At 57.9% G+C, this 24,934-nt stretch carries 23 protein-coding genes; 20 read left to right on the top strand and 3 right to left on the bottom strand.

Going from position 1 to position 24,934, the window contains the following annotated elements:
* Positions 1-123: 123 nt before the first annotated feature.
* A complete protein-coding gene (locus ACILRN_RS04485) occupies positions 124-591 on the bottom strand; it encodes an Lrp/AsnC family transcriptional regulator (protein ID WP_395685957.1) in 468 nt (155 codons plus the stop codon).
* Between the two features lie 113 nt (positions 592-704).
* Between ACILRN_RS04485 and ACILRN_RS04490 the strand changes: the two genes are divergently transcribed.
* The 8 genes from ACILRN_RS04490 (at position 705) to ACILRN_RS04525 (ending at position 9,957) form a co-directional block, all read left to right on the top strand.
* Positions 705-3,092, top strand: coding sequence for a transketolase (locus ACILRN_RS04490; RefSeq protein ID WP_395685959.1), 2,388 nt, complete (start codon positions 705-707; stop codon positions 3,090-3,092).
* Between the two features lie 195 nt (positions 3,093-3,287).
* Positions 3,288-4,334, top strand: a complete 1,047-nt coding sequence (locus tag ACILRN_RS04495) for a sugar ABC transporter substrate-binding protein (protein ID WP_395685961.1) — start codon at positions 3,288-3,290, stop codon at positions 4,332-4,334.
* Between the two features lie 96 nt (positions 4,335-4,430).
* The gene (locus ACILRN_RS04500) at positions 4,431-5,963 is read left to right on the top strand and encodes a sugar ABC transporter ATP-binding protein (protein WP_395685963.1); all 1,533 of its coding nucleotides are present in this window, start codon (positions 4,431-4,433) and stop codon (positions 5,961-5,963) included.
* Positions 5,950-7,005 carry an ABC transporter permease gene (locus tag ACILRN_RS04505; RefSeq protein WP_395685965.1) on the top strand — a complete coding sequence of 352 codons (1,056 nt, stop codon included), beginning with the start codon at positions 5,950-5,952 and terminating at the stop codon, positions 7,003-7,005. The genes ACILRN_RS04500 and ACILRN_RS04505 overlap by 14 nt, the downstream gene beginning before the upstream one ends.
* 71 nt (positions 7,006-7,076) lie before the next feature.
* Positions 7,077-7,790, top strand: coding sequence for an FCD domain-containing protein (locus ACILRN_RS04510; RefSeq protein ID WP_395685966.1), 714 nt, complete (start codon positions 7,077-7,079; stop codon positions 7,788-7,790).
* Between the two features lie 2 nt (positions 7,791-7,792).
* Complete coding sequence (locus ACILRN_RS04515) at positions 7,793-8,113, top strand: putative quinol monooxygenase (protein ID WP_395685967.1); 321 nt, start codon at positions 7,793-7,795, stop codon at positions 8,111-8,113.
* A 10-nt stretch (positions 8,114-8,123) separates the two neighbouring features.
* Positions 8,124-8,912 carry an HpcH/HpaI aldolase/citrate lyase family protein gene (locus ACILRN_RS04520; RefSeq protein ID WP_395685969.1) on the top strand — a complete coding sequence of 263 codons (789 nt, stop codon included), beginning with the start codon at positions 8,124-8,126 and terminating at the stop codon, positions 8,910-8,912.
* The gene (locus ACILRN_RS04525) at positions 8,902-9,957 is read left to right on the top strand and encodes an NAD(P)-dependent oxidoreductase (RefSeq protein ID WP_395685971.1); all 1,056 of its coding nucleotides are present in this window, start codon (positions 8,902-8,904) and stop codon (positions 9,955-9,957) included. Before ACILRN_RS04520 ends, ACILRN_RS04525 begins: the two co-directional genes overlap by 11 nt.
* On the opposite strand, the gene ACILRN_RS04530 is transcribed toward ACILRN_RS04525, so the two are convergent.
* Positions 9,950-10,996, bottom strand: a complete 1,047-nt coding sequence (locus ACILRN_RS04530) for a Gfo/Idh/MocA family protein (protein WP_395685973.1) — start codon at positions 10,994-10,996, stop codon at positions 9,950-9,952. The genes ACILRN_RS04525 and ACILRN_RS04530 overlap by 8 nt on opposite strands.
* A 113-nt stretch (positions 10,997-11,109) precedes the next feature.
* Positions 11,110-11,865 (bottom strand): SDR family oxidoreductase, encoded by a 756-nt coding sequence (locus ACILRN_RS04535; RefSeq protein WP_395685975.1) that lies wholly within the window; start codon positions 11,863-11,865, stop codon positions 11,110-11,112.
* A gap of 401 nt (positions 11,866-12,266) precedes the next feature.
* Here ACILRN_RS04535 and ACILRN_RS04540 point away from each other — a divergent pair, with 401 nt between their 5' ends.
* The 12 genes from ACILRN_RS04540 to ACILRN_RS04595 all read left to right on the top strand — a co-directional run bounded on the left by ACILRN_RS04540 (position 12,267) and on the right by ACILRN_RS04595 (position 24,923).
* Entirely contained in the window at positions 12,267-12,587 is a 321-nt protein-coding gene (locus tag ACILRN_RS04540; protein WP_395685977.1) for a helix-turn-helix domain-containing protein, read from the top strand.
* A gap of 199 nt (positions 12,588-12,786) precedes the next feature.
* Positions 12,787-13,287 carry a cupin domain-containing protein gene (locus tag ACILRN_RS04545; RefSeq protein WP_395685979.1) on the top strand — a complete coding sequence of 167 codons (501 nt, stop codon included), beginning with the start codon at positions 12,787-12,789 and terminating at the stop codon, positions 13,285-13,287.
* Between the two features lie 526 nt (positions 13,288-13,813).
* Entirely contained in the window at positions 13,814-14,542 is a 729-nt protein-coding gene (gene pxpA / locus ACILRN_RS04550) for a 5-oxoprolinase subunit PxpA (protein ID WP_395685981.1), read from the top strand.
* A 26-nt stretch (positions 14,543-14,568) separates the two neighbouring features.
* Positions 14,569-14,799, top strand: a complete 231-nt coding sequence (locus ACILRN_RS04555) for an acetyl-CoA carboxylase (RefSeq protein ID WP_395685983.1) — start codon at positions 14,569-14,571, stop codon at positions 14,797-14,799.
* 2 nt (positions 14,800-14,801) lie between these two features.
* Positions 14,802-16,169, top strand: coding sequence for an acetyl-CoA carboxylase biotin carboxylase subunit (locus ACILRN_RS04560; RefSeq protein WP_395685985.1), 1,368 nt, complete (start codon positions 14,802-14,804; stop codon positions 16,167-16,169).
* Positions 16,170-16,186: 17 nt separating this feature from the next.
* Positions 16,187-17,062 carry an allophanate hydrolase subunit 1 gene (locus ACILRN_RS04565; RefSeq protein WP_395685987.1) on the top strand — a complete coding sequence of 292 codons (876 nt, stop codon included), beginning with the start codon at positions 16,187-16,189 and terminating at the stop codon, positions 17,060-17,062.
* Positions 17,052-18,020 carry a biotin-dependent carboxyltransferase family protein gene (locus ACILRN_RS04570; protein WP_395685988.1) on the top strand — a complete coding sequence of 323 codons (969 nt, stop codon included), beginning with the start codon at positions 17,052-17,054 and terminating at the stop codon, positions 18,018-18,020. Before ACILRN_RS04565 ends, ACILRN_RS04570 begins: the two co-directional genes overlap by 11 nt.
* 12 nt (positions 18,021-18,032) lie before the next feature.
* Positions 18,033-18,584: a biotin transporter BioY gene (locus tag ACILRN_RS04575; RefSeq protein WP_395685990.1), complete on the top strand. Its 552-nt coding sequence runs from the start codon at positions 18,033-18,035 to the stop codon at positions 18,582-18,584.
* A 5-nt stretch (positions 18,585-18,589) separates the two neighbouring features.
* Entirely contained in the window at positions 18,590-20,356 is a 1,767-nt protein-coding gene (locus ACILRN_RS04580) for a hydantoinase B/oxoprolinase family protein (RefSeq protein WP_395685992.1), read from the top strand.
* Positions 20,357-20,370: 14 nt separating this feature from the next.
* Positions 20,371-22,455 carry a hydantoinase/oxoprolinase family protein gene (locus tag ACILRN_RS04585; RefSeq protein ID WP_395685994.1) on the top strand — a complete coding sequence of 695 codons (2,085 nt, stop codon included), beginning with the start codon at positions 20,371-20,373 and terminating at the stop codon, positions 22,453-22,455.
* A gap of 178 nt (positions 22,456-22,633) precedes the next feature.
* Entirely contained in the window at positions 22,634-23,779 is a 1,146-nt protein-coding gene (locus ACILRN_RS04590) for an acyl-CoA dehydrogenase family protein (RefSeq protein WP_395685997.1), read from the top strand.
* A gap of 1 nt (position 23,780) precedes the next feature.
* Entirely contained in the window at positions 23,781-24,923 is a 1,143-nt protein-coding gene (locus tag ACILRN_RS04595; RefSeq protein WP_395685999.1) for a CaiB/BaiF CoA transferase family protein, read from the top strand.
* Positions 24,924-24,934: the final 11 nt, after the last annotated feature.

The following is a 24,934-nucleotide window of genomic DNA, read 5'->3' on the forward strand; positions in this document are numbered from 1 at the left end:
GCTGTTCTTGCCATTCGCATCTCCTCAGGGTCGTGTCACATTTTGTCTTGGCGATATTCAGATCAGCGCGGGGATGATGCTCATGTCAACTGCGTTCCTTCCACCAAAACGGCAGGCATGGGTTCAGAGCAATCTGGCCATACCGGCCTTCACACGCCGAAGAGGAATTGAACTCTCAATCGAGGCAACGCCAGGTATCTTGGTGAATTTTCCAACGAGAAACCTCTCGAAATCATCAAGGCCCCGTGTTGAAATTCGCAGGAGATAGTCTCTGTTGCCTGTCATCAGCCAGCATTCGACAACTTCGGGAAAGGTGTTGATTGCCGCTTCGAATTTGGCGAGAGCGCTGTCAACCTGCCTTTCGAGCTTGACAGAGACAAATACAGAAAATCCAAAACCCAGTTGTGCTTCGTCAATGAGTGCGGCGTAACCGCTGATTACGCCGGCCTCCTCCAAAAGGCGCACCCTGCGTGCCACAGCAGAGGCTGAGAGCCCAACTCTTTCGCTGAGATCATTTACCGTCGTGCGCCCGTCTTTCTGGAGCGTTCGAAGGATTGACATGCTGATCTTGTCTATGTCGGTGAAAGTCATCATGATTACCAAAAATATTAGTGATTAACAGCATTTTAGCGTCACTTAATCGAAATAAAAGTGAAAAATGCGAAGTGATCTGATCGAACCTCGGAGTTCCCGCGAGAGGAGTCATGATGATCGATCGTCAGCAACTTGGTCACCTGAAGACCATCGAACGCCGGCTGCTCTGGCTGTCACATTGGATGATCCACCATGCCAATCACATTCGCACCAAGCAGGATGGCATCAAGATTGGCGGGCATCAGGCGTCATCGGCGTCGATGGTGTCGATCATGACAGCCTTGTATTTCTTTACCCTGAGGCAGCAGGACCGCGTTGCCGTGAAGCCGCATGCAGCACCTGTGTTCCACGCACTTCAGTATCTGATGGGGAACCAGACCCGGGAGAACATGGAGAACTTCAGAGGCTTTGGTGGTGCTCAGAGCTATCCGAGCCGGACCAAGGACGTTGTCGAGGTTGACTTCTCAACGGGCTCAGTTGGTCTCGGAGTTGCAATCACGTCGTTTGCTTCTCTTGTCCAGGACTACATCATGGCGAAAAGCTGGGGTGCGGGAGTGACACCAGGCCGGATGGTGGCGCTGGCAGGCGATGCAGAGCTGGATGAGGGCAATGTCTATGAGGCATTGCAGGAAGGCTGGAAGAACGGACTTCGCAATTGCTGGTGGGTCATCGATTATAACCGGCAGTCACTGGATGGCATTGTTCATGAAGGATTGTGGAACAGGATCAAACTCATTTTTGAAGCTTTTGGCTGGGACGTGGTCTCGGTCAAATACGGGCGGTTGCAGCGCGAAGCGTTTTCTGAACCCGGTGGTGGCATCCTGAAGGAATGGATCGACCGATGCCCCAATCAGCTCTACTCCGCCTTGACCTATATGGGCGGCGCAGTCTGGAGGGAGCGCTTGCTCAATGATCTGGGCGATCAGGGACCAGTCTCCGCACTTGTGGGACGGCGCAGCGATGCTGCCCTGGCTGAACTGATGGAAAATCTCGGTGGCAATTGCGTCGAGACAATGGCCGAGGCCTTCTCAAGCATAGAGCACGAGCGGCCGGTCTGCTTTCTCGCCTACACAATCAAGGGCTGGGGGACGCCAATCGCCGGACACAAGGACAATCATGGCGGGTTGATGACGCCAGCCCAGATGGCAACCTGGCAGGTCAGCATGGGTGTTCCTTCAGGGGAGGAATGGGAGAGGTTTGCGGGCGTTGAAGATCCTGGTTCCTTGCAGGATTTTCTCAGCAAGGTCGCTTTCTTCAGATCCGGATCGAGACGCTTTGCAGACAAGCATTTCGATAGCCCTGACATTATCGCCCTATCCGATCGCGAGGTTTCAACCCAGACAGCATTCGGCAAGATCCTTGATGGTCTGGGCAAGGGTGACAGCAGCCTCGCAGGACGGATCATCACCATGTCACCAGACGTGACCGGCACGACAAATCTTGGTCCCTGGGTTAATCGCCGCAAGCTATTTGCGCGCACTCCGAGGGCTGACACGTTCAAGCTCGAAAACATACCTTCGACGGCGAAGTGGGAGTTTACGCCTGAAGGGCAACACATCGAACTTGGTATTGCCGAGATGAATCTTTTTCTACTGCTTGGTGCCGCAGGGCTTGCGCACAGCCTTTTTGGCCGGCGGCTGATTCCAATCGGCACCGTTTATGATCCCTTTGTGGCGCGCGGCCTCGATGCGTTGAATTATGCCTGCTATCAAGAGTCACGCTTCATGATCGTGGGAACTCCGTCGGGTATAACGCTTGCTCCCGAAGGTGGCGCCCACCAGTCCATCGCCACACCGTTGATCGGCATGGCGCAGGATGGCCTTGCAGCTTTTGAGCCGGCCTTTGCTGACGAGCTGTCGGTCATCATTAACTGGGCCTTCGACTATATGCAGCGAACGGGTGAGGCTGGTCCTGATCAACGCTCATGGCTCCGCGATGAAACGGGCGGCTCTGTCTATTTGCGCCTGAGCACCAATCCGATTGCTCAGCCCTTGGCTCGCAACGGAGCAGAGTTCCGGCGCAACGTAATCGATGGTGGATATTGGCTCCGTGAGCCCGGCCCGAATTGTGAGCTGGTGATTGCCTATCAGGGGGTTATCGCACCTGAGGCTATCGGCGCAGCAGGATTGCTGGCGGAAACCAGGCGTGACGTGGGCGTTCTTGCCGTTACATCTGCAGACCGTCTCAATGCAGGTTGGACAGCCGCCCAAAGTGCGCGTGCGCGAGGTCATGAGGGCGGGCTTTCGACGGTGGAGAGACTGCTGGCGGAGCTCCCGCGTGACTGTTGCCTGATCACCGTCCTAGATGGCCACCCGGCCACGCTTGCCTGGCTGGGTGCCGTCTATGGACACCGGACGATCGCGCTGGGTGTCGAGCACTTTGGGCAGACGGGTACGATCGCTGACTTGTATCGGCACTTTGGCATTTCGGCAGAATGCATCGCCTCGAAAGCGGGCCTTCTGACCCCGGGGCGACGTGGTCCCACGCTGGTTCCTTGAGCAGCCATGGCTGGTGTTCCAGGAAAACCTCCACGTCTGTTGAGGGGCAGGCGGCATTCGGAGCAGTCCCGCTGGTATGACAGGTTACATGGTATGACGAACTGATTGACAGTCCTTGGGATGCTTGTTAGCGTTTTGGACGAGTTGGTTTGCTTGAACAAGACAGCTCAATGTTCAGAAAATGGGAGGAAATACATGAAGTTAATTAGAAGCAAGCTGCTACTGGCGGCATTTGTAGCCGCAGCAGCCTCCACCTCGGCGCTGGCGGCTGACAAGGTGGTAATTGGCTACTCTGCGCCGGCTCTGCTTGGCGGCCAGGGTCAGATTCAGGCTGGTCTCCTCAACGGAGCGGCAGCCAAGGGTTGGGAAGTGGTCACGCTCACGTCTGGCGGTGATGCCCAGAAGCAACTCAACGACATCAACGACCTCATCGCCCAGAAAGTGGCGGCAATCGTCGCGGTTCCGGATGACAGTGCAGGCATCTGCCAGGCTGTTGCAGCCGCGAAGGAAGCAAATATCCCCTTCTACACCATCGACCGCGCGCCTTCGGGATGCCAAGTCGACATGGTCGTGCTCTCCGACAACTATCTCGCCGGCAAGCAGGCCGGTGAAGCCATGGCAGCCTTCCTGAAGGCCCGGCACGGCTCGGTCAAGGGCAAGGTGCTCGAGATCACCGGAAATCTCGCCCAGAATGTCGCTCAGTTGCGTGGTAGCGGCTTCAACGATGTCATGAAGCAATACCCCGAAGTCGAGGTCATCTCGAAAGTGGGTGACTGGGATGCTTCCAAGGGTGTGGACATCGTTCGCGACGTCGTCTCTGCGCAGGCCGATCTCGACGGCATCTATATGCACTCCGACTGCGTCTATTCGACTGGTACCGTCCAGACCCTCAAGGAACTTGGCAAGGATGCGGAGTCGGGCAAAGACGGCCACATCTTCCTCGCCAGCGTTGATGCGTGCCTTGCAGCACTTGAACTCATGCGCGAAAACAAGTTCGATCACGCATCAAACCAGCCAATTCCGGATTTCGGCGTCCTCGCTGCCGATTACATCGAGAAAAAGCTGAAGGGTGAAGAGATTGCTCCCGGCGAAGTCAAGCAGGACGGCGCGCTTTGGTCGCCAGCCCGCGTTGAAAAAGCTGACGTTGGTATGCAGCTCTTCTTGTCCACGACGCCTGTCAACTCATCAAACATGAATGACGAGCGCCTGTGGGGCAACATCGAGAAGAAGAACGGCGGCTGAACCGTTTGCAGCACGTTGTTTAATGGCGGGCGCGGCACAAGACTCTGCCGCGCCTTGCCTCTTCGAGACTCCTCATGATCTGACCGGAGAGCGATGATGGACAGCGCAACTGAGACGCCTGTCGTTGAAATGATAGACATCGTCAAGGTTTTCCCTGGCGTCCGCGCGCTGGACAAGGTTTCTTTCGCGGTTACACAAGGGCAGATCCATGCCCTGCTGGGAAAGAACGGGGCGGGCAAGTCCACCCTGATGCATGTCCTGACCGGTCTTTATCAGCCAGATTCTGGGCTCATTCGCATCCGGGGTGCGAGCCACGAAAATCTGAATACGGCGCGCGCCAAGCAAGCTGGCATAGCCCTCGTATCGCAACACGCGAAATATGTTCCAGGACTTAGCATCGCAGAAAACGTCTACTGTGGCATGTTGCCGTTAAAAGTGGGCGGCTTCGTCAATTGGCGGAAGATGAACAGCGATGCCCATGAGAAACTTGCCCGCTTCGGCCTAGACCTCGACGTTACACGCCTGATGGAGGATACTACAGTCGCCGAACGGCAAATGATCGAAATTGCCCGCGCACTTTTTGCAGACGCAAGCGTCATCATCCTCGATGAGCCTACTGCGCCTCTTCCAAAGCATGATGTAACAAAGCTATTTGAGTTCGTTCGTCGTCAGCGCGAACGAGGCGCCTCCTTCATCTACATTTCCCATTACCTTGAAGAGGTCTTCGAAGTTGCCGATCATGTGACGGTAATGCGCAATGGTACGGTCACTGGCGCGTCAGCCGTGAAAGACATCACCCAGCCAGAACTGATCCGGCTTATCAGTGGCGCCAATGTTGAGCGCTATCGAAGGTCGATCGGCAAGGTTGCGGAACCGGTTCTGGAAATCAGCCAGCTGTCGAGGGCTGGCGCCTATTCCAATATCGGGATCACCCTTCATGCAGGTGAGGTCGTAGGCTTTACCGGACTGGAAGGAAGCGGCCCGGGGGAGCTTGCCCGTGGTCTTTTTGGCCTCGAGCCACTCGGGACTGGCCAGGTCAATCTCAGAGGCAAGCCCTATGATGCGGCAACACCCATTCAGGCTCTTGCACAGGGGCTCGCGTATCTTCCTCGTGACCGCCATGGCCTTGGAATTATCGGAATAGGCAGTGTCCGTGACAATATTTCGCTCTCAGTCCTGAAGCGGCTTCAGAAACTGCTTGGTCTCATTGATGGAGGCAAGGAGCGCAAACTCGCATCGGACTACATTGATGCGCTTGGAATAAAGACGCCCTCCATGAATACTGCGGTTGAAAATCTGAGCGGCGGTAACCAGCAAAAAGTTGTGGTCGCCAAGCTGGCGGCAACTGAACCAAAGGTTCTGGTTCTTGATGAACCGACCCAGGGTGTGGATGTTCAGGCGAAAGTCGACTTGTTGCGCATTGTCGATCAACTAAGCCAACGTGGCGTTGCGATAGCGGTTGTTTCCGATGAACTGAATGAACTGATCGACATTTGCGACAGAATTGCCGTTTTTTATAGGGGTAGGATCATCCGTGAATTCCGCAAGGGCAGGGACGAGATGACCACAACGCGATTGCTGGCTGCAATAGAAGGTGAGATGGGGGAAAACGCTGATGCGACTGTCTAGGCATATTCCGGCACTACTGGATCACCTTATCTGGGTAATCCTCATTGCCGTGTTCATATTCTTCATGACTCAGTCACCGGTTTTTCTTTCGCCGACAAATATAACCAATATCTTGTCAGCGGCGGCAATTCTTGGAATTCTCGTGGTTGGACAGACTTTTGTTCTCATTACCGGGAATTTCGATCTTTCAACCGAGTCGACGCTAGGTCTTGCCGGATTGGTCGGCATGTTTCTCATCGTCCCAGCCACGGCGCCTTACTGGGGTGGCGGCCTGATGCTGAACCCCTACTTGTCAATTGTCGTTCTTCTGGGGATGGGAGCAGTAATCGGCTATGTAGTTGGTGCGCTCATCACAATCGGCAAGATGAATAATTTCATTGTCACTCTTGCGATGTTGTTGATTTTGCGCGGACTGATCATGGCTTTCACCAAGGGAACGCCAATCAGTGGCCTCGGGTTCGAACCTGCTGAAACATATTTCTGGCTCGGCCATAAGGCTCTCTTCGAAATCCCCGGGGTCATCAAGATCCCCGTTGCCGTTGTCGCAACCGCGCTTGTTTTCGTCATCGGGCACATCATACTGAATCATCGTCGATTTGGCCGTGAACTTTATGCGATCGGCGGCAACCGGCAGGCCGCCATCGCTTCTGGCATCGATGCAGACGCGCGCATTCGTCAGGTCTATGTCCTCTCTGGTCTTCTTGCTGCCCTTGCTGGCTGGATGCTTGCGGGTCGAGTGGGATCGATTCAGGCCAATCTGGGCGAGGGCTATATCTTCACCGTCATGGCGGCGGCAGTCATCGGAGGCATCAGTCTGCAGGGCGGGCGTGGCACGATGCTTGGTGCTCTGGGAGGAGTCCTTTTGCTGTCGACCATCGATCGCGGTCTCAATCTGATGAACGTCAACGTATTCTGGGTCAAAGTCATTCAGGGCCTGATCATTATGCTTGCAATGTTCATCGATGCTCAGCGTGTACGTTTCCGCACATTTGAAAAAGTCAATCAAGACTCTGCTGAAGGTAAGGCAAAGCCCATTGGGTAGAAAGGCTCAGATTGGTTCAGCTTACGGTTCCCAAAAGCCAGGGGCGATCTGTCAATTCTGCTGAGGGAAATATGCTTTTTACACGCATAAAGAGGCGCAAGGTCCATGAGGATGTTGCCGAGCAGATAGAAAACCAGATTCTTTCAGGCATCTTGCCGGAGGGATCAAGCCTGCCGTCTGAACGCAATCTCATGGAAGCCTTCAACGTTGGCCGTCCTGCCATACGCGAGGCGTTGCTTTTGTTGCAGCGCAGTGGATTTATCAGAATATCAAATGGTGGGCGAACGGTCGTGACCCGGCCAACGGCAGCAAGCCTTCTTGAGCAGTTATCCGGATCTGCGCGATATCTTCTTTCATCAGCCGGTGGAGAATTGGCCTTCCAGGATGCCCGCCGGATATTCGAGTCGGCAATTGCCAGAAATGCCGCTGAGGTGGCTACCACGGAAGACATAGAACGGCTTGGCAACTTCCTCGTGAAGAACCGTGACGCTCTTCCAGACCTCGAGGCCTTTGAACGGTCGGATGTCGCATTTCATCTGGCATTGGCAGAGATCGGCGGAAATCCGGTTTTTTCCGCTCTTCATGCAGCTATCGCCGAATGGCTTGCCCTGCAGCGTCATATCTCGCTGCGGGTTCCAGGTGTTGCAGTAAGCGCCTACCGAAGTCACGAGGAAGTCTATGAAGCTGTTGCATCCAGAAATCCTGAAGCGGCCTGGCGGGCAATGGATAAGCATCTGCGGCAGGTTGCCCAGCAGTTTGAGATGGGCAAGAAAAGACAGGATTGAACATGGCCTTCGTGGTTCTTGTTGAAATGAACGTCAAGTCTGCCGAACTGATGCCGGCATTCCGATCGCTTATTGAGGAAAATGCCAGGCTTTCCGTAAAGAATGAGCCAGGTTGCTGGCGGTTTGACGTGGTTCTTCCGCACGACAATGGAACGCAGATCATTCTCTATGAGCTCTATGAAGATGAGGACGCGTTCTCTGCACATCTAAAGGCAGAGCATTTTCTCGCCTTTCATGCCGCCTCTGAGATGCTTCTGGCCAGCAGGGTCATCCGGAGGGGCACGCTGGTCTGTGAGGCCTCAGCAATTGGAACATCAGCTTAGGAAAATTGTGATGGATCGTTTCACCCTGAAGAAAATGACTGAGACCCGTACGCCAAAGTTTGGTCATTACGTTGGAGAGTTTTGCACCCCGGGAATTGGCCATATTCTGGCATCTGCGCGGTGTGATTTCGTGTTCTTCGATATGGAGCATTCGGGCCTGAGTCTCGAAACCCTCAAGAGTGCAGTCCGCTACTTTGAGGCTGGTGGGGTGGCGGTCATCGTCCGATCACCGTCGAAGGACTATGACATGATCGCAAGAATTGCTGATGCTGGAGCCGAAGGAATCATGGCGCCAATGGTCAAGGATGGCGCAGAAGCCAGCATGGTTGTGCGTCATCTCAAATACCCACCGGTGGGGAAACGTGGCGTGGCGCTTGGGATTGCGCATGATGATTACTATTCGGGTGACTTATCGGTTGCAGAACGGCTGCAGAAGTCGAATGACCGCACTACGTTCTTTGCGCTGATTGAGACCCGTGAGGGTGCCGAGAACGCCGATGAGATTGCTGCAACACCAGGAGTTGACTGCCTCTGGGTTGGCCACTTTGATCTCAGTGCCTCTCTTGGCATTCCTGGCAAGTTCGATCATCCGGATTATGTTGCTGCATTTGGCAAAATCGTTGCAGCGGCAAAGAAACACAATCTGTCGCTTGGGCGCCTTGTATCGACCGCGGCCGAAGGGATAGCCGACGTGAGACGAGGGTTTGATTTCTGTTGTTTTGCAACCGATACGTCGCTCTATCAGCGCGCACTCAAGGCGGGCATTGCGGAACTTCGGAGTGCTTTCGATGGAAAATGAGAATTTTCGTGTCGTCCTGTCAGGCGATTTTCGGAACAAGGATGGTTCTCTGAAGTATCCTGACTTCGACCTCGCGCCTTTGCGTGGAACTCCGGGACTCACGGTGGATTTTCTTGAAGAGTCGGACCCCATACGTTCCGATCAAGTGGAAAATGTCGATGCACTGATTCTTCTGGGTGTGCGCTTCACCAGGGACAGCATACCCAAGTCTGGGCGCCTTAGCATTGTTGCTCGATTTGGCGTTGGTTACGATTCAGTCGATGTTGAGGCTTGTACTGCCAGGGATATTGCGGTCTGCATTACGCCTGATGGTGTGAGACGGCCGGTGGCTGTTGCAATCCTTACGATGATGCTTGCGCTGACCGGCAAGCTTCCGATCAAGGATCGTCTGACCCGGCTTGGACCGGATGGTTTTGCTCAGGCAAGAAATCACCATATGGGTGTGGGTCTGATGGGGTTAACCCTCGGCTCTTTGGGAGTGGGCAATATCGGGGCGGAGATGTTCCGTCTCGCCAAGCCTCTTGGAATGAGGTTCATTGCTTATGATCCGTTTACAACAGCAGCCACGGCGGAAGAGTTGGGCGTAGCGCTAGTCGACCAGGAAACCCTGTTCAGACAATCGGACATTCTCACCGTCAACTGTCCTCTGACCGCAGAGACCCATCATCTTGTGAATGCACATCACCTGTCGCTGATGAAGTCCACGTCTTTCATCATCAATACCGCGCGCGGCCCGATCATTGACCAGGAAGCGCTGGTTCTGGCCATTAAGCGTGGCAAGATCGCGGGGGCAGGCCTCGACGTCTTTGAGGGAGAACCGCTTGACGCAAGTCATCCCCTGTTCAATCTCGAAAACGTGATCGTTACACCACACGCACTGTGCTGGACGGATCAGTGCTTTGCCGGAATTGGCGCGGCTGATGTAGCTTCAGTTCTCGCCATCCGGAGCGGGAGTCAGCCGCCGGGTCTGCTGAACAAATCAGTTATGACGCAGGCCGGCTTTCTCCGAAAACTAAAGGCTTACGCAGGGCGTGTCATCACGTGATGTGTGATTTGGGCCTGACTGACGTGTGAGTGGCGGCTGCCTCATAAGCAGCTTCGACAAGGGCATAAGTCTTGAGATTGTCCTCACCAGAGGTATCGGCTGGAAGACCAAGCTGCAGGCGATTGAGCATGTGCCGATTGGTATGAAGAACTGCTTCTTGTGACACATGCCATGGACGGCTGGTCCAGGTGAGCAGTGGCCCACCCACATGGTCTTCGAAGGTGAGACCTTGGGTCGTCACTTTCAACTTTTCACCCTTGGACAGAACAAGAGAACCGTCGTCACCTTCAATCTCAAGAAGTGTCTCGGGGAATGGATCGTCTCCCCGCTTTGCGGCATAAGTTGCCTCTACGACGGATACTGCACCAGACGCGTGTCGCATCATGATCGTTGCGGTATCTTCGGCGCGGATCTTGGGGTTGCGCTTTTGTGTTTCGCAAGATAGGCGCTCCACCTCGCCAAGGAAGTAGCGAGCGAGGTCAAGAACATGAATTCCGACATCCTGAATTACAAGCTTGGGCTCTTCAGCCAGATATGGCTGACCACGGTAGACGTCGAAGCCTGTCCTCCAGGACAATCTTGCCCAACGGGGCGTGCCGATCGCACCCTGGTCTAGAACCCGTTTGACGGCTCTCATGGACGTCGAGAAGCGAAAATTCTCGTGGACGGCCAGCCATGCCCTGTGTCTCTGCGCTGTCTCGACGATGGCGATGCAGTCTTCCCAGGTGGGGGCGAAAGGCTTTTGTACAACGGCTGCAATGCCGCGCCTGGCGGCCAATGCCGCCAACTCGCGGTGGGTGTCCATGCGCGTGGCTATGTCAACAAGGTCGATGGGGATTGCCTCAAGCATGGCGTCGAGGCGTGTGAAGTATGGAACGCCAAACTTGTCTCCGGCCGTCTTGGCCTTTTCCTGGTCCATGTCACAGACGGCAGCCAGAAGGGCGCCCTCTGGCTGCAGATCTGACCAGGCATTCAGGTGGTTCTGGGCATAGAAGCCGCACCCGACCATTCCAACTGACACCGTTTGTCGCTTCTGCATGAAGTCAGGCCTCCGCTCGTCGAACGAAGTTTAGGTCCTGCCTGAATGAAGTCAATGCTCGCAGTGGCTGTGCATCGAAAGATTCACTTTCGACAGCGGGACATGTTGGCCCGCTATCGTCCTCCTGAAACGTTTAGTATTGCTCCGGTGATGTAGGAGGCAGACTGGGAAAGCAACCAGATGGCGGCCTCCGCAACCTCCTCAGCGGTTCCGGCCCGCTTCATGGGCAGGTTGATCGAGAAGTCCCGGGCAAATGACGCACCATGAAACGAGTCATGTATCGGGGTGTCGATGACTCCTGGGCGTATAGCATTCACCCGGACACCTTCGGTTGCAACTTCACGCGCAAGGCCGATCGTGAGAGAGTCGATGCCGCCCTTGCTTGCGGCATAGTGTACCTCGTGAGGAAGGCCTCCCAGCACTGCCGCCATGGATGAGATGTTGACAATGGAGCCACCACGGCCACCGCGGGCCGCTGACATCCGCTTTACTGCTTCACGGCAACAGTAGATAGGGCCTGCAAGATTGACGGCAAGGACCCTTTCTACTGTTGCGACATCAATGTCCGCTATCGATTTTACTGCAATGATCCCACCGGCATTGTTTACAAGCGAATCAAGTGTTCCGAATTCCTCATCTACTTTCTGGAACATTGCCACGATCTCGCTTTCGCTGCCCATGTCTGCAGCTACGGCAATTGCCTTGCCGCCTGCCTTGAAGATGTCATCGCAAACTGACTCTGCCTCGTCCCGGTGTTTGCCGTAGTGTACTGCAACCAACCCGCCTTGGCGGCCGAGTGCACGGGCAATCGCAGCGCCTATTCCACGACTTGCGCCGGTAACCAGGGATATCTTGCTTGAAGTTGCCATCTTGAATTTCTCCGCCTGGGAAAGAATGGAAGTCGAACATGACCATGGCCTGTTGATCCTGTTCATCCTAGCAGCCTCAACAGCCTGGGAACACAGTGACTTGGTGATGCTGTTCAATTGTTGATTTGCCAACCCACCGAAGCTGAATGATTTGAAGCAATTTGATCGGAGTCACCGGCATGAGGCTGATCTTGGGTGCGCTGAGTGGGGATCGTGATTGCGGGGCAGGCAATCAAGTCCGGGAACCATATCATGCGCATCACGCGTCAGACGGGGACTTGCGAGATGAAGATCTTGATCGTGACGGGGGTTGAGTCGGGGATCGGCAGGTTGGCGCAGATAACCATGATGTTGCGAGACATCCTGTTTCATAGCCCTGTTGGGCCGTGAGGGTGTCTCCGATGACCCAGAACGATCGCGAGAGTCAGCGCAGGTTGAGGATACAGACGCATGCCGAAGAGGCCGGGCATGTTGGGCAGACCTGCAGGTATTTTGGCATTGGCCGGACCAGTTTCTACCGCTGGAAGGCCACCCTTGAGAGGCATGGTGAGGCAGGCCTCGTTCAGAAGAAGCTTATCCCGAAGAACCCCAAGAACAATACAGCCTCTTTGGGTGTGAGAGTGCTTATGGCCGGATGCCCGTTCTTATTGCCGAACACACCAGTGTCCTTTCTTGGGATCCTGGACAGTTCAAATTCGCGGTTCATTCCTCGGTCCGTGTGAACTGCCTTGAACAGCAAGGAATGTCTTGCGTTTCCTCTCAGGGACGGTCGAGAAAGGACACGTAAATAAGTGAACAATGTTCCACTTGAAGTCCGTGCTTGGTTCATGTGGATGTCAAAGCCTTAGTTGGATTAAGCACGTCTTGAGTATAGAATGAAAGATCTGCACGCATAAAGGTATTCGATGATGGAGGTGGATGATGACTGAGCGTCTGAGACAAAATTCGATATTCATGCTCGCTCTTGTGGCAATGGTGACGACGGGAAGTGTCCAGCTGTCGGCTGACCAGAGTCATTACGGACACATCAACGGAGCCATTCCACCAGGACAGCCCACATCTGCATACAAGATTGAACTTCTCACCCGAAGCCCGCTGGGAGACGGGCAAGACCTGTTGGTCTTCAGAACAACCCGCCTTCCTGGAACCAGAGCTCCCATACATTTCCATGATCATGGTGGTGTTACCTGCGTCATCGAAGGAGAGACTACAATTCGTGTTGAAGGAAAATCACCTGTCAGACATGTCAAGGATGAATGCTTCGTGATGCCACCCGGTGCGCATATGGCTAATTTCAATAGTGGCCCGGGCTTGATGGTCACCCATGATATCTTCGTGCTGAAGAGTGGAGTGCCCGCTGCCGAAGCCTGGCGCGTGGTTGAACCTGGATTTAACCCGGCTGAATTCGGTCAGGCCCAGTAGCATGGCCGGAGCGCAAATTGTTCCGACGAATGACGAACAGACTGAACCCTGAAGAGATTGACGTCGCTGTCAGCACACAGTCTCGAGCAGGACAGGCGAAATCCCGTAAAGCGACACGGCGCAGGCGCAAATCGCAACGGTGACGCTCACAGCCTTTTTTCAGCAAGGGCATTCCGCCACCATCAATGCCACGCCCCTGACGAGTGGGGCCATGCAAATGCTCAGCATCCAGATTGTGACGCCAACTGCTTGTGGTGGGCTGTTCATGCTGTTCGGGAGGGCCGCTGCCTCAGTAAGCCTGATGCCTGCCGGATCGTTGGTCGCGGTGGAGGAGCGCAGAATGCCTTCCTGGCCAACCCGCCGTCATTCGCGGCGGCAATGGAACGGCGGACCCGCCTATGCAGGACCGCCATACCGGATTTTGCGATACCGCATTGCATTTTTCCAGATTTCCAATAATTCTAGCCTTCCGCACGTCGCGGTCAGAACGGCGCTCAAGCGTCGCGTTTCGGGGGGAAGTTGCAGGATGACAGTTCTCAACTGTGACATGGGCGAGTCGTTCGGCCTTTACAAGATGGGCGATGACGCCGGCCTGATGCCGTTGATCGACGTGGCTAACGTGGCCTGCGGGTTCCATGCGTCAGACTTCAACCACATGCGCGCCACTGTACAACTTGCCAAGCGCCATGGGGTGAAGGTGGGCGCGCACCCCTCGCTTCCCGATCTGCAGGGCTTTGGCCGTCGCGAAATGAAGATAGGGCGCGATGAACTCACCAATTGCATCATCTACCAGGTGGGAGCACTGAAGGGCTTTCTCGAAGCCGAGGGCATGACGCTCAACCACATCAAGCCGCACGGCTCGCTCTATGGCATGGCGGCTCGGATGGAAGAGGTGGCGCATGCGGTGGCAGACGCGGCGGACGTCTTCAGGGTGCCGCTGATGGGAATGATCAACACCTTCCATGAGAAGGTCTACACTGCGCGCGGCCACAAGTTCATCGCCGAATTCTATGCCGATCTCGATTACCGCGACGATGGCTCTCTGATCATCACGCGCGAGCACGAGGCAAAGGACCCGGACCATGCCGCGGCTCTCTGTTTGCGCGCCATACGCGAAGGCAAGGTCAAGGGCACGGGTGGGGCTGATGTTGTGGTGCGCGCTGATGCGATCTGCGTTCACTCAGACACGCCCAATGCCGTGGCAATTGCCAAAGCCGTGCGCGACTTAGTGAAGCCCTACATCGACGCTGCCTGATATACTCAAGCAAACAAGGACAACCAATGGCCCAGCTTCTCTCACCCCTTCCCGGAACCTTCTACCGCAAGCCGGCCCCCGACAAGCCTGCCTACAAGAATGACGGCGACAAGGTCGCAAAAGGCGACGTGGTCGGACTGATCGAGGTCATGAAGTCCTTCACCGAGGTGAAAGCCGATGCCGCGGGCAAGATCACCTTCATCGCTGAGAACGAGGAACCGGTCATGGCTGGACAACCGCTGGCGGAGATCGGCTGAGGATGGCAATTCGTAAGCTCCTCATCGCCAATCGCGGCGAGATTGCGGTGCGCATCATTCGCGCGGCGCGGGAGCTTGGCATCAGAACCGTGCAAGTGCATTCAGCGGCAGACGCCGAGATGCTGGCCGTAAAGATGGCGGACGAGGCCGTGAACATCGGCCCGCCGCATGCCGCCAGATCCTACCTCAGCATAGAGAACATTCTCAAGGCTGCGCAGAGCACGGGCGCAGACGCGGTGCACCCGGGCTATGGCTTTCTCGCGGAGAATGCTGGCTTTGCCGATGCGGTTGAATCAGCAGGCCTTGTCTTTGTGGGCCCAAAGGGTGATGCCATCCGGGTGATGGGCGACAAGGTGGCTGCTCGTGTGGCGGCCGAGGCTGCGGGCGTCCCCGTGGTGCCGGGCTCCAACGGCCGGGTCGATGACCCCGAACAGGCCAAGGCCATTGCGCTCGCCGTGGGCTTCCCTGTCATGATCAAGGCAGCAGCAGGTGGCGGCGGTCGCGGCATCCGCATTGCACATGACATGACGGAGTTCGAAACGCTGATGCCGCAGGCCTCGGCCGAGGCGAAGGCTGCCTTCGGCGATGGCGGGCTCTACATCGAGAAGGTGATCGAGCGGGCTCGCCACATCGAGGTGCAGATATTGGGAGACGGCAAGCGGGCCATCCATTGCTTCGAGCGCGAATGCTCGCTGCAGAGGCGGCGCCAGAAGGTGTGGGAAGAAGCGCCTTCCGCCCTGCTGCCACAGTCCGTGCGCGAAAAGCTCTGCACCTCGGCCGTGGCATTGGCCGAGGCGGTCAGCTACCGTGGCGCCGGAACGCTCGAATATCTTTACGACGATGCGACGCGTCACTTCTACTTCATCGAGATGAACACGCGCATTCAGGTGGAACACCCGGTGACCGAGATGATCACCGGGATCGACCTGGTGCGCGAAATGATCCGTATCGCAGGTGGGGAGCAGCTGTCGATCCGCCAGGAAGACGTGAAGATGCAGGGCCATGCCATCGAGGTCCGCATCAATGCCGAGGATCCTGGAAAGAACTTCATGCCTTCCCCCGGCACGGTCGCCGGGCTGCGCATTCCAGGTGGTCCCGGCACGCGCTTCGACACGATGCTGTATGACGGTTACCAGGTGCCTCCTTTCTACGACTCGCTGCTTGGCAAGCTGATCGTCTGGGACGAGACGCGCGCAGCGGCTATCGCACGCATGGCGCGGGCGCTTGCGGAACTTGAGGTTCACGGGTTGTCGACGACAAAGCCTTTGCACCAGTTGCTGGTGGCAGATGAAAGTGTCGGCAGGGCAGATTTCCACACGCGCTGGCTTGAGCCATGGCTCGAAGCCAATGCACACAGGCTGAAAACATAGCGGAGGGCGGCGCTGATATGAAGACGCGGTATTCCTATGGAGGCGACGAGCATATTTTCGTCGAATGTGACGAGGAGATGTCTCTCGACGCCTTCTTCAGATCACTGTCCACGGCGACGGCGATCAAGAAGGCGAAGATCAAGGGTGTGACCGAGATCTGCCCGGCCAATGCCTCGATGCAGGTAAAATTCGATCCCGACGTGATCAAGCCCTCCGACATGCTGAAGGAAATCAAGGCGATCGTGAAGGCGGCCGCCAAGGCCAAGCCTGTGATCAAGTCGCGCATCATCGAGATCCCGGTGCTCTACAACGACCCTTGGACGCATGAGACGTTGATGCGCTTCCGCGAGCGCCATCAGGACCCGAACTCGACCGACATCGAGTATACGGCACGCATAAACAATCTCGACGGTGTCGATGGGTTCATCAAGGCGCATTCGGGCGCGCCCTGGTTTGTCTCCATGGTGGGCTTCGTCGCCGGTCTTCCTTTCCTCTACCAGATGGTAGATCGGAAGCGGCAGATCCAGTCGCCAAAATATCTCCGTCCACGGACGGATACGCCAAAGCTCACGGTAGGCCATGGCGGCTGCTTCGGCTGCATCTATTCGGTGAGAGGCGCCGGCGGCTACCAGATGTTCGGCATCACGCCGGTGCCGATCTACGACCCCAACCAGAAGATCAAGCACCTGAAAGACTTCATGTGCCTGTTCCGTCCCGGCGATATTGTCAAGTGGAAGCCTATCGACCGCGAGGAATATGATGCCACCGTCAGCGCGGTGGATAAGGGCAAGTTCAATCTTCGCATGAAGGACGTCACCTTCGATCTCGCAGAGTTCAAGAAGGACATGGATGGTTACAATGCCAAGCTGATGGGGGCGCTCAATGGCCGTTAAAGTCATAAAGCCTGGCCTTTCGACCACGGTGCAGGATCTGGGCAGGCCCGGCTACTACCACATCGGCATCCCCCTCTCCGGCGGCATGGACCGGCTGGCGCTTAAGCTGGCCAACCTGCTCGTTGGCAACAAGGAAGGCGCTGCCGTGCTGGAGGCCGTGTTCATGGGCCCCGAACTGCAGTTCACGGAGGATGCAACGGTGGCGGTGACCGGGGCTGAACTGCCGCCTAGCGTCAACGGCCAGCCGCGCGAAACCTGGACCGCCTTCAAGGTCAAGAAGGGGCAGACCCTGTCCTTCGATTTTCTCAAGAAGGGCGCGCGCGCTTATATCGCCATTTCAGGCGGCATCGACGTTCCGGTGGTGCTGGGCTCGCGCTCGACATACACACTCGGGGCGCTTGGCGGCTTCAAGGGCCGCAAGCTGGAAGCCGGCGACAAACTCCCAACCGGCAAGGGCCGTGGCGCCCGCGAGGGCCGCAGCATTCCGGAGAAGCTGCGCAGGGCGCCGGGCTCGCCCGCCGAACTGCGCATGCTCCCCGGGCTCTACTGGCACCGCATCACCGCGGGGGCAGGCAAGCGCTTTTTCGAGGATGTCTGGAAAGTTGCGCCGGAGGCGGACCGCATCGGCTATCGCTTCCGCGGCGGCAAGGCGCTCGAATTCGTGCCGCGTGAGCAGCCCTTCGGGGCTGGCTCCGACCCCTCGAACATCGTCGATGCCTGCTATCCCTACGGTTCCGTACAAGTGCCAGGCGGCACGGAACCGATCGTGCTCCATCGCGACGCAGTATCCGGTGGCGGTTATTTCATGGTGGGAACGGTGATTTCCGCCGATATGGACCTGATCGGGCAGTTGCAGCCCCACACGCCAGCGCGCTTCGTCGAAGTGACCATGGCCGAGGCGCTGAGGGCCCGCAAGGACCAGACAAAGCTTTACGAAAAAATCAAGTCATCGCTTTAAGGGGAAAATGACATGCACGGCAATCTTCTCTCAACCCTCTGGCCACGCGCGCAGGTGCTGCACAAGGCCGTCATCCTCGGTCTCGGCGTGCTACTGCTGACGCTCGCGTCCAAGGTGCAGGTGCCCTTCTGGCCGGTTCCCATGACCCTGCAGGTGCTGGCTGTGCTGATGATCGGCGCAACGGCTGGAGCGCGCCTCGGCGGCGCCACGGTGCTGGCGTGGCTGGCGCTGGGTGCGGTGGGCGTTCCGGTCTTCGCCACCGGCGCAGGTCTGGCCTATATGGCAGGGCCGACGGGAGGCTATCTCGCGGGCTTCCTTGCCGCCTCCTTGTTGGTTGGTTACCTCGCTGACCGGGGTCTTGGCCGCGGCATTGGCTCGGCCGTTCTCATGCTGCTCGCAGGCTTGGCCGCGATTTATGCGCTGGGGCTTGGCTGGCTTGGGTCACTGATCGGCTTCGAGAAGGCAGTCGCCGTTGGTCTCATGCCATTCATCCCTGCTGAGGTGCTCAAGCTGGCGCTCGGCACGGCGGTGCTCACGGCGGCGTGGAAACAGGCGAAACGGTAAGGCACATGAAGCGCAAGGCGGGGCAGAAGCCCAAGGTGGACCCCATCACCCTCTCGGTGGTGCGGGGCGTACTCGAAACGACGCAGCGCGAGATGACCTTGTCGCTGGAAAAGACGGCGCGATCCTCCGTCTTTAATCTGGCGCATGACTATTCGACCGCGCTATTCAACGCGAAACCGGAGATGATCCTGCAGGGTCAGGACATTCCCATCCACCTTGGCTCCCTGATTCCCGCCATGAAGTCCGTCGCCAAGTTCTTCGAAGGCGACATCCATGAGGGCGACCTCATCCTCCACAATGATCCGGCCTTCGGCGGTAGCCATGCCATCGATACCTGCATGTACAAGCCTGTCTTCCACAAGGGCAAGCTGGTCTACTGGACGGTGTGCAAGGGCCATCTGACCGATATCGGCGGTCCTGTGCCCGCAGGTTACAATCCCAACGCCAAGGAAATCTACGCCGAATGTCTGCGCATTCCGCCGGTGAAGATCTGGGATCGCGGCAAGCCCCGCCATGACGTGATCAACATGATCCTCACCAACATGCGGGCGCGGCGCGACCAGGAGGGTGATTTCAACGCGCTCATCGGCGCTTGCCAGGTGGGTGAGCGCAACCTTCTCGCCATGCTGGCGAAGTATGGCGAGAAGACGGTGGATGCCTGTATCAACGAACTCCTCGACATGGCCGACCGGCACATGCGCGCCCTTATCAAGACCGTGCCGGACGGCACCTATGAGGGCGTCGCCATTCTCGAGGATGCCGGCCACGGCTTCGGCGATTTCGAGATCAAAGCAAAGGTGACGATCAAGGGCGACAAGTGCCACATCGCCATCTCGTCCCCGCCGCAGATCCCCTATTTCATCAATTCCTACGAGGGCAATTCACATTCCGGCGTCTATCTGGGCCTGATGATGTTTGCAGCCCTTCCACCGCCCTACAATGAGGGCCTTTACCGATGTGTCTCGGTCGATTTCGGGCCCAAGGGCACGATCTGCAACGCCCAGGAACCAGCTCCCCACATGAACTGCACGACGACGCCAATGGAAACACTGACGGATGCCGTGCGCCTTGCCTTCGAAAAGGCCATGCCGTCCAAGGTTGCGGCCAGCTGGGGTCACGCCAACGGCCTCAACATCGCTGGCTGGGACTCGCGCACCAATGAGGAATTCGTGACCATGGTGCTGGCCACCATCATCTCGGGTGGTGGCGCCACGCCACAGCAGGATGGCTGGCACGCCGTCGGCCCCGAATGCTGCTTCGGCGCGCTGACTTCCGGTGACGTGGAACTGCTGGAGTATTCCTATCCGATCATCATCCATAAATACTCCCTGATGACGGACTCAGGCGGCGCCGGCAAGTTCCGCGGTGGGTCCGGCACGGCCTGGCAGGTCGAACCACTGGACAAGGAGATGCTCTGCATCGGCTTCGGCGAAGGCCGCCGGATCCCTGCAATGGGCGCAGCGGGTGCGAAGTCGAAAGACATCGATTCCAAGGTGGGCCGGGTGATGCTCACCCGCGGCGGCAAGGCGGAGATCAAGCGCACCAACATCATGGAGTCGATCAAGCCGGGCGAGACCGTCACGAACATGAATCCAGGCGGCGGCGGTTATGGCAATCCTTACGAACGGCCAGTCGAGAAAGTGGTCTGGGATGTCAAGAACGGCTTGGTCTCCATCCGGGGCGCGAAGGAAGATTATGGCGTGGTGATCGCTGACGCCGAGACACTCGAAGTCGACACGGCGGCCACCAGACGGCTCCGTTCGGCAGCGTGAGGAGAGGCTGAAGCATGCGTACCAACTTTCGTCTCGGCATCGATGCGGGCGGCACCTTCACCGATTTCGTTGTGGCGAACCGCACGACCGGGGAGGTGAAGCTGTTCAAGGCGCTCTCCACCCCGTCGTCACCCACGAAGGCTATCGAGAATGGACTAAAGCTCATCTCGGAAGATTTCGGTATGAGTGCGGCGGAACTCGTGTCGGATTGCGATCTTTGCATAAATGGCACGACTGTGGGCCTCAATGCGCTGATCACGCATCGTGGCGGCAAGGCTGGTCTGATCTGCACTGCCGGGCACGAGGATTCTATCGAAATCCGCAATGGCCACAAGGAAGACGGCTTTCGATATGACCCGGAATATCCGGCCGCCACCATGCTGGTGCCGCGCTATCTGAGAAGAGGCGTGCGTGAGCGCGTGATCTCCGACGGCTCGGTTCGCACACCGATGCAGGAGTCCGATGTGCGCGCGGCCTGTGAACTCTTCGCCAAGGAAGGCGTCGAGACGGTGGCCATCTCCTTCGTCTGGTCGGTGCTGAACCCCTCGCATGAGCGGCGTGCCGCGGCCATCGTGCGCGAGATGATGCCGGATACGATCCTCACCGTGGGCTCCGAGCTTTATCCGCAGGTGCGGGAGTACACCCGGACCTCGACCGCGGTGGTCAATGCCTATCTCGCCCCTGTGATGCGGCGCTACGTGAAGGCGGTGGACGAGTATTTCCGTTCGCTCGGAGCAAAGCAGCCAGTGCGCTACTTCCAGTCCAATGGCGGCCTCGCCATTGGCCAGGTGATGACTGACCGCTCCGTCTATGCCATCAATTCCGGCCCTGCATCTGCGCCTCAGGCGGGTCTCTTCGTCTGCGCGCCGTTCAAGAAGAAGAACGTGATCACGGTGGACATGGGGGGTACGTCCTTCGACATCACGCTCACCAAGGATGGACAGACCAACCTCAACAAGAACATCGACTTCCTGCGCTATCGGATCGGCGTACCGATGATCCAGGTGGAGACGCTTGGTGCAGGTGGCGGATCGATCGGCTGGATCGATTCGCTGGGGCTGATTCAGGTGGGCCCGCAGTCTGCGGGCTCGGAGCCGGGCCCCGCTTGCTATGGCCAGGGCGGCGTCGAGCCGACGACATCGGACGCCAATCTCGTGCTGGGCTATCTCAACCCCGATGGCCTGTTGGGCGGGAAGCTGCCGCTCGATCTTGAAAAGGCACGAAAGGCGATCAAGACCAGGCTTGCGGATCCGCTTGGCATCTCGATTGAGCGTGCGGCTTACGGCATGTACACCATCGTCAACAACAACATGGTGAACGGCATCCGCCGCGTCTCGGTCGAGCGTGGCTATGATCCGCGCGACTTCGTGCTGGTGGGCGCGGGTGGTGCTACCGCCGCGCACATCACGGCTCTGGCGCGCGAGATGGGGATCGACACCATCATTCTGCCCAAGCTTGCCTCGGGCCTCTGCGCCTTTGGTCAGATAATTTCGGACGTAAAGTACAATTACATGGCCACAGCCCCGGTGCGCCTCGATAACGCGGCCGCCTACCGGCGCATCGACACGCTGTTCAACGATATCGAGACCCAGGGTGTCGCGCATCTGAAGAGAGATGGCTTCAAGACCGGACAGATCGAGGTGAAGCGCAGCCTCGACATGCGCTATGTTGGCCAGGTGCATGAGTGTACGGTGGATATCGGCACTTTCCCGGTCAATGCGAAGACGATCGAGAAGGTGAAGGAGGCCTTCCACCGCCGCCATGAGGAGCTCTACACCTACTCTGAGCGCCACAATGCAGTTGAGGTGGTCAACATCGAATCGACTCTCTACGGGCGCATTGACAAGCCCAAGGCGCCAAAGCTGGCCAAGGGTGCGACTGCTGCGAAGGCGCTGAAGGCTCACCGCAAGGCAGTGTTCGATGCGTCCGGCAAGGCGACACGCACCCCAATCTACGACGGTTCGAAGCTTGGCGTCGGATCGCGCGTTGCAGGCCCTGCCATCATCGAGGAGGTGACGACCACCATCGTCATCGAGCCTGGCTGGACGGCCAGGCTTGACCAGAGTGGCTCCTACGTCATTACTGCGGGGAAGCGCTAGTTCGAGAACCGACCTGATTGAAACGCGCTGCTGCAGCATCCCTCACGAGGATATCCAGTCCTTTTTCGGTCCGCTCCTGCCGGTCCGCATCGCTGCGACTGAACGGCGCTTTTTCGATCAGGCAGGTTCTTGCTCTAAGCAGTTGATGCAGGCCGGCGGGCAGCGCTAGGATCAACATATGTTGCATGAAGACATTCGTGATTCCGTTCGCAAGCTGTGCAGTGATTTTCCCGGCGAATATTGGCGCAAACTCGACAGGGAGATGGCCTATCCCAAGGCTTTCGTCGATGCCCTGACGCAGTCTGGCTTCCTCGCTGCATTGATTCCGATCGAGTACGGGGGGTCCGGCCTGCCGCTATCGGCGGCAGCGGCCATTCTCGAGGAGATCCAGGCCTCGGGCTGCAATGGCGCGAGCTGCCATGCGCAGATGTATGTGATGGGTACCGTGTTGCGGCATGGTTCGGAGGAACAGAAGCGGACCTATCTGCCACGTGTTGCCAGCGGCGAACTGCGGTTGCAGGCCTTTGGCGTAACGGAGCCGACGAGTGGCACAGACACGACCTCGATCCGTACCTTCGCGCGCCGGGACGGCGACCGCTACATCATCAACGGCCAGAAGGTTTGGACGAGCCGTGCGGAGTATTCCGACCTGATGGTGCTGCTCGCACGCACGACGCCGCGTGAGGATGTACAGAAACGAACCGACGGGCTGTCCGTCTTCATCGTTGACATGCGCGAGGCGCGAGGCAAGGGGCTCGCCATCTCTCCCATCCGCACGATGATGAACCATTCCACGACGGCGCTGTTCTTCGACAACATGGAAGTGCCGGCCAGAAATCTCGTCGGCGAGGAAGGCAAGGGCTTCCGTTACATACTCTCCGGGATGAATGCCGAGCGCATCCTGATCGCGGCAGAGTGCGTGGGCGATGCCAAGTGGTTCATTGCCAGGGCCAGTGCCTATGCGAAGGATCGGCATGTCTTCGGCCGGCCCATTGGCCAGAACCAGGGTATCCAGTTCCCCATTGCCAAGGCCTATGCCAACATGCGTGCGGCAGAGTTGATGGTAAATGAAGCGCTGCGGAAGTACGAAGCGTCGGAAGACTGCGGGGCAGAGGCCAACATGGCCAAGATGCTGGCAGCCGATGCCTCCTTCGAGGCGGCCAATGCCGCGATCCAGACACATGGCGGTTACGGATTCGCAGAGGACTTCGACATCGAGCGCAAGTTCCGCGAAACGCGGCTTTACCAGGTAGCGCCGATCTCCACCAATCTGATCCTCTCTTATCTCGCTGAGCATGTGCTTGGCCTGCCGAGGTCCTATTAGCATGGCAGGCGCGCTCGACGGCATGCTCGTCATCGCCATCGAGCAGGCGGTGGCAGCACCCATGTGCACCCTGAGGCTCGCTGATGGCGGCGCCCGAGTGATCAAGATCGAGCGGACGGAGGGGGATACGGCCCGTCACTATGACAAGACCGTGCACGGTGTGTCGGCCTATTTCGCCTGGCTCAACCGTGGCAAGGAAAGCACGGTTCTGGACCTGAAGGATGAAGCCGATCTTGGGCTCGTGAGGCGCATGCTGGCCGGGGCCGACGTCTTCGTACAGAACCTTGCACCCGGAGCGGCAGCGCGCATGGGCCTTGATGCGCAATCGCTGGTGCGGGAGTTTCCCCGCCTCGTTGCAGTCGACATCGCAGGCTACGGCCAGGACACGGCATACCGTGACATGCGCGCCTACGACTTGCTGGTACAGGCAGAGGCCGGGCTGTGCAGTGTGACGGGCTTGCCAGATGCGCCCGCCAAAGTGGGCGTGTCCGCGGCGGACATCGCGACTGGTATGAATGCCCATGCGCTGATCCTCGAGGCCCTGATTGCGCGCGGGCGTTCGGGCGTGGGCCAGGCGATTGAGGTCGCCATGTTCGATTCAATTGCCGACTGGATGAGCGTGCCGCTGCTGCACTGGACCAGTGCGGGCCGCGATACGGCGCGGCATGGCATGTCGCATGCGGCGATCTATCCCTATGCGCCCTTTCGCTGCCGCGATGGTGAGGTGATTGTGGCGATCCAGCAGCCAGCTGAATGGCGGCGCTTCTGCTCAGGCGTGCTGGGGCAGTCGGAGTTGGCGGAGGACAAGCGCTTCGCCACCAATCCGGACCGGTTGACGCATCGTGCTGAACTCGCCGCGATCATTGCGGCGCTGTTTTCGTCAATGACCTGTGCGGATGCAGCTGCGCTGCTCGACGCGCATGCCATTGCCTGGGGCCGCGTATCCGATGTCCAGGGTCTGGCCCGTCACAAGGCGTTGCGCGCAATGGAGGTGCCAGTTGCCGGTGATACGGCGGTGCAGATGCCGCGCCCCCCCGGACGCGCGAGTTTGCAAGCGCGCCGCCCGCCGCAGCTTGGCGAGCATACGGAGGCGATCCGCGCCGAGTTCGCAAAGCGCGGGATTGAGGCCCCGGGCGTGGAGTGATACGGAGGCAT

It is taken from the genome of Aestuariivirga sp. (assembly GCF_044238155.1).
Classification (GTDB): Bacteria; Pseudomonadota; Alphaproteobacteria; order Rhizobiales; family Aestuariivirgaceae; genus Aestuariivirga.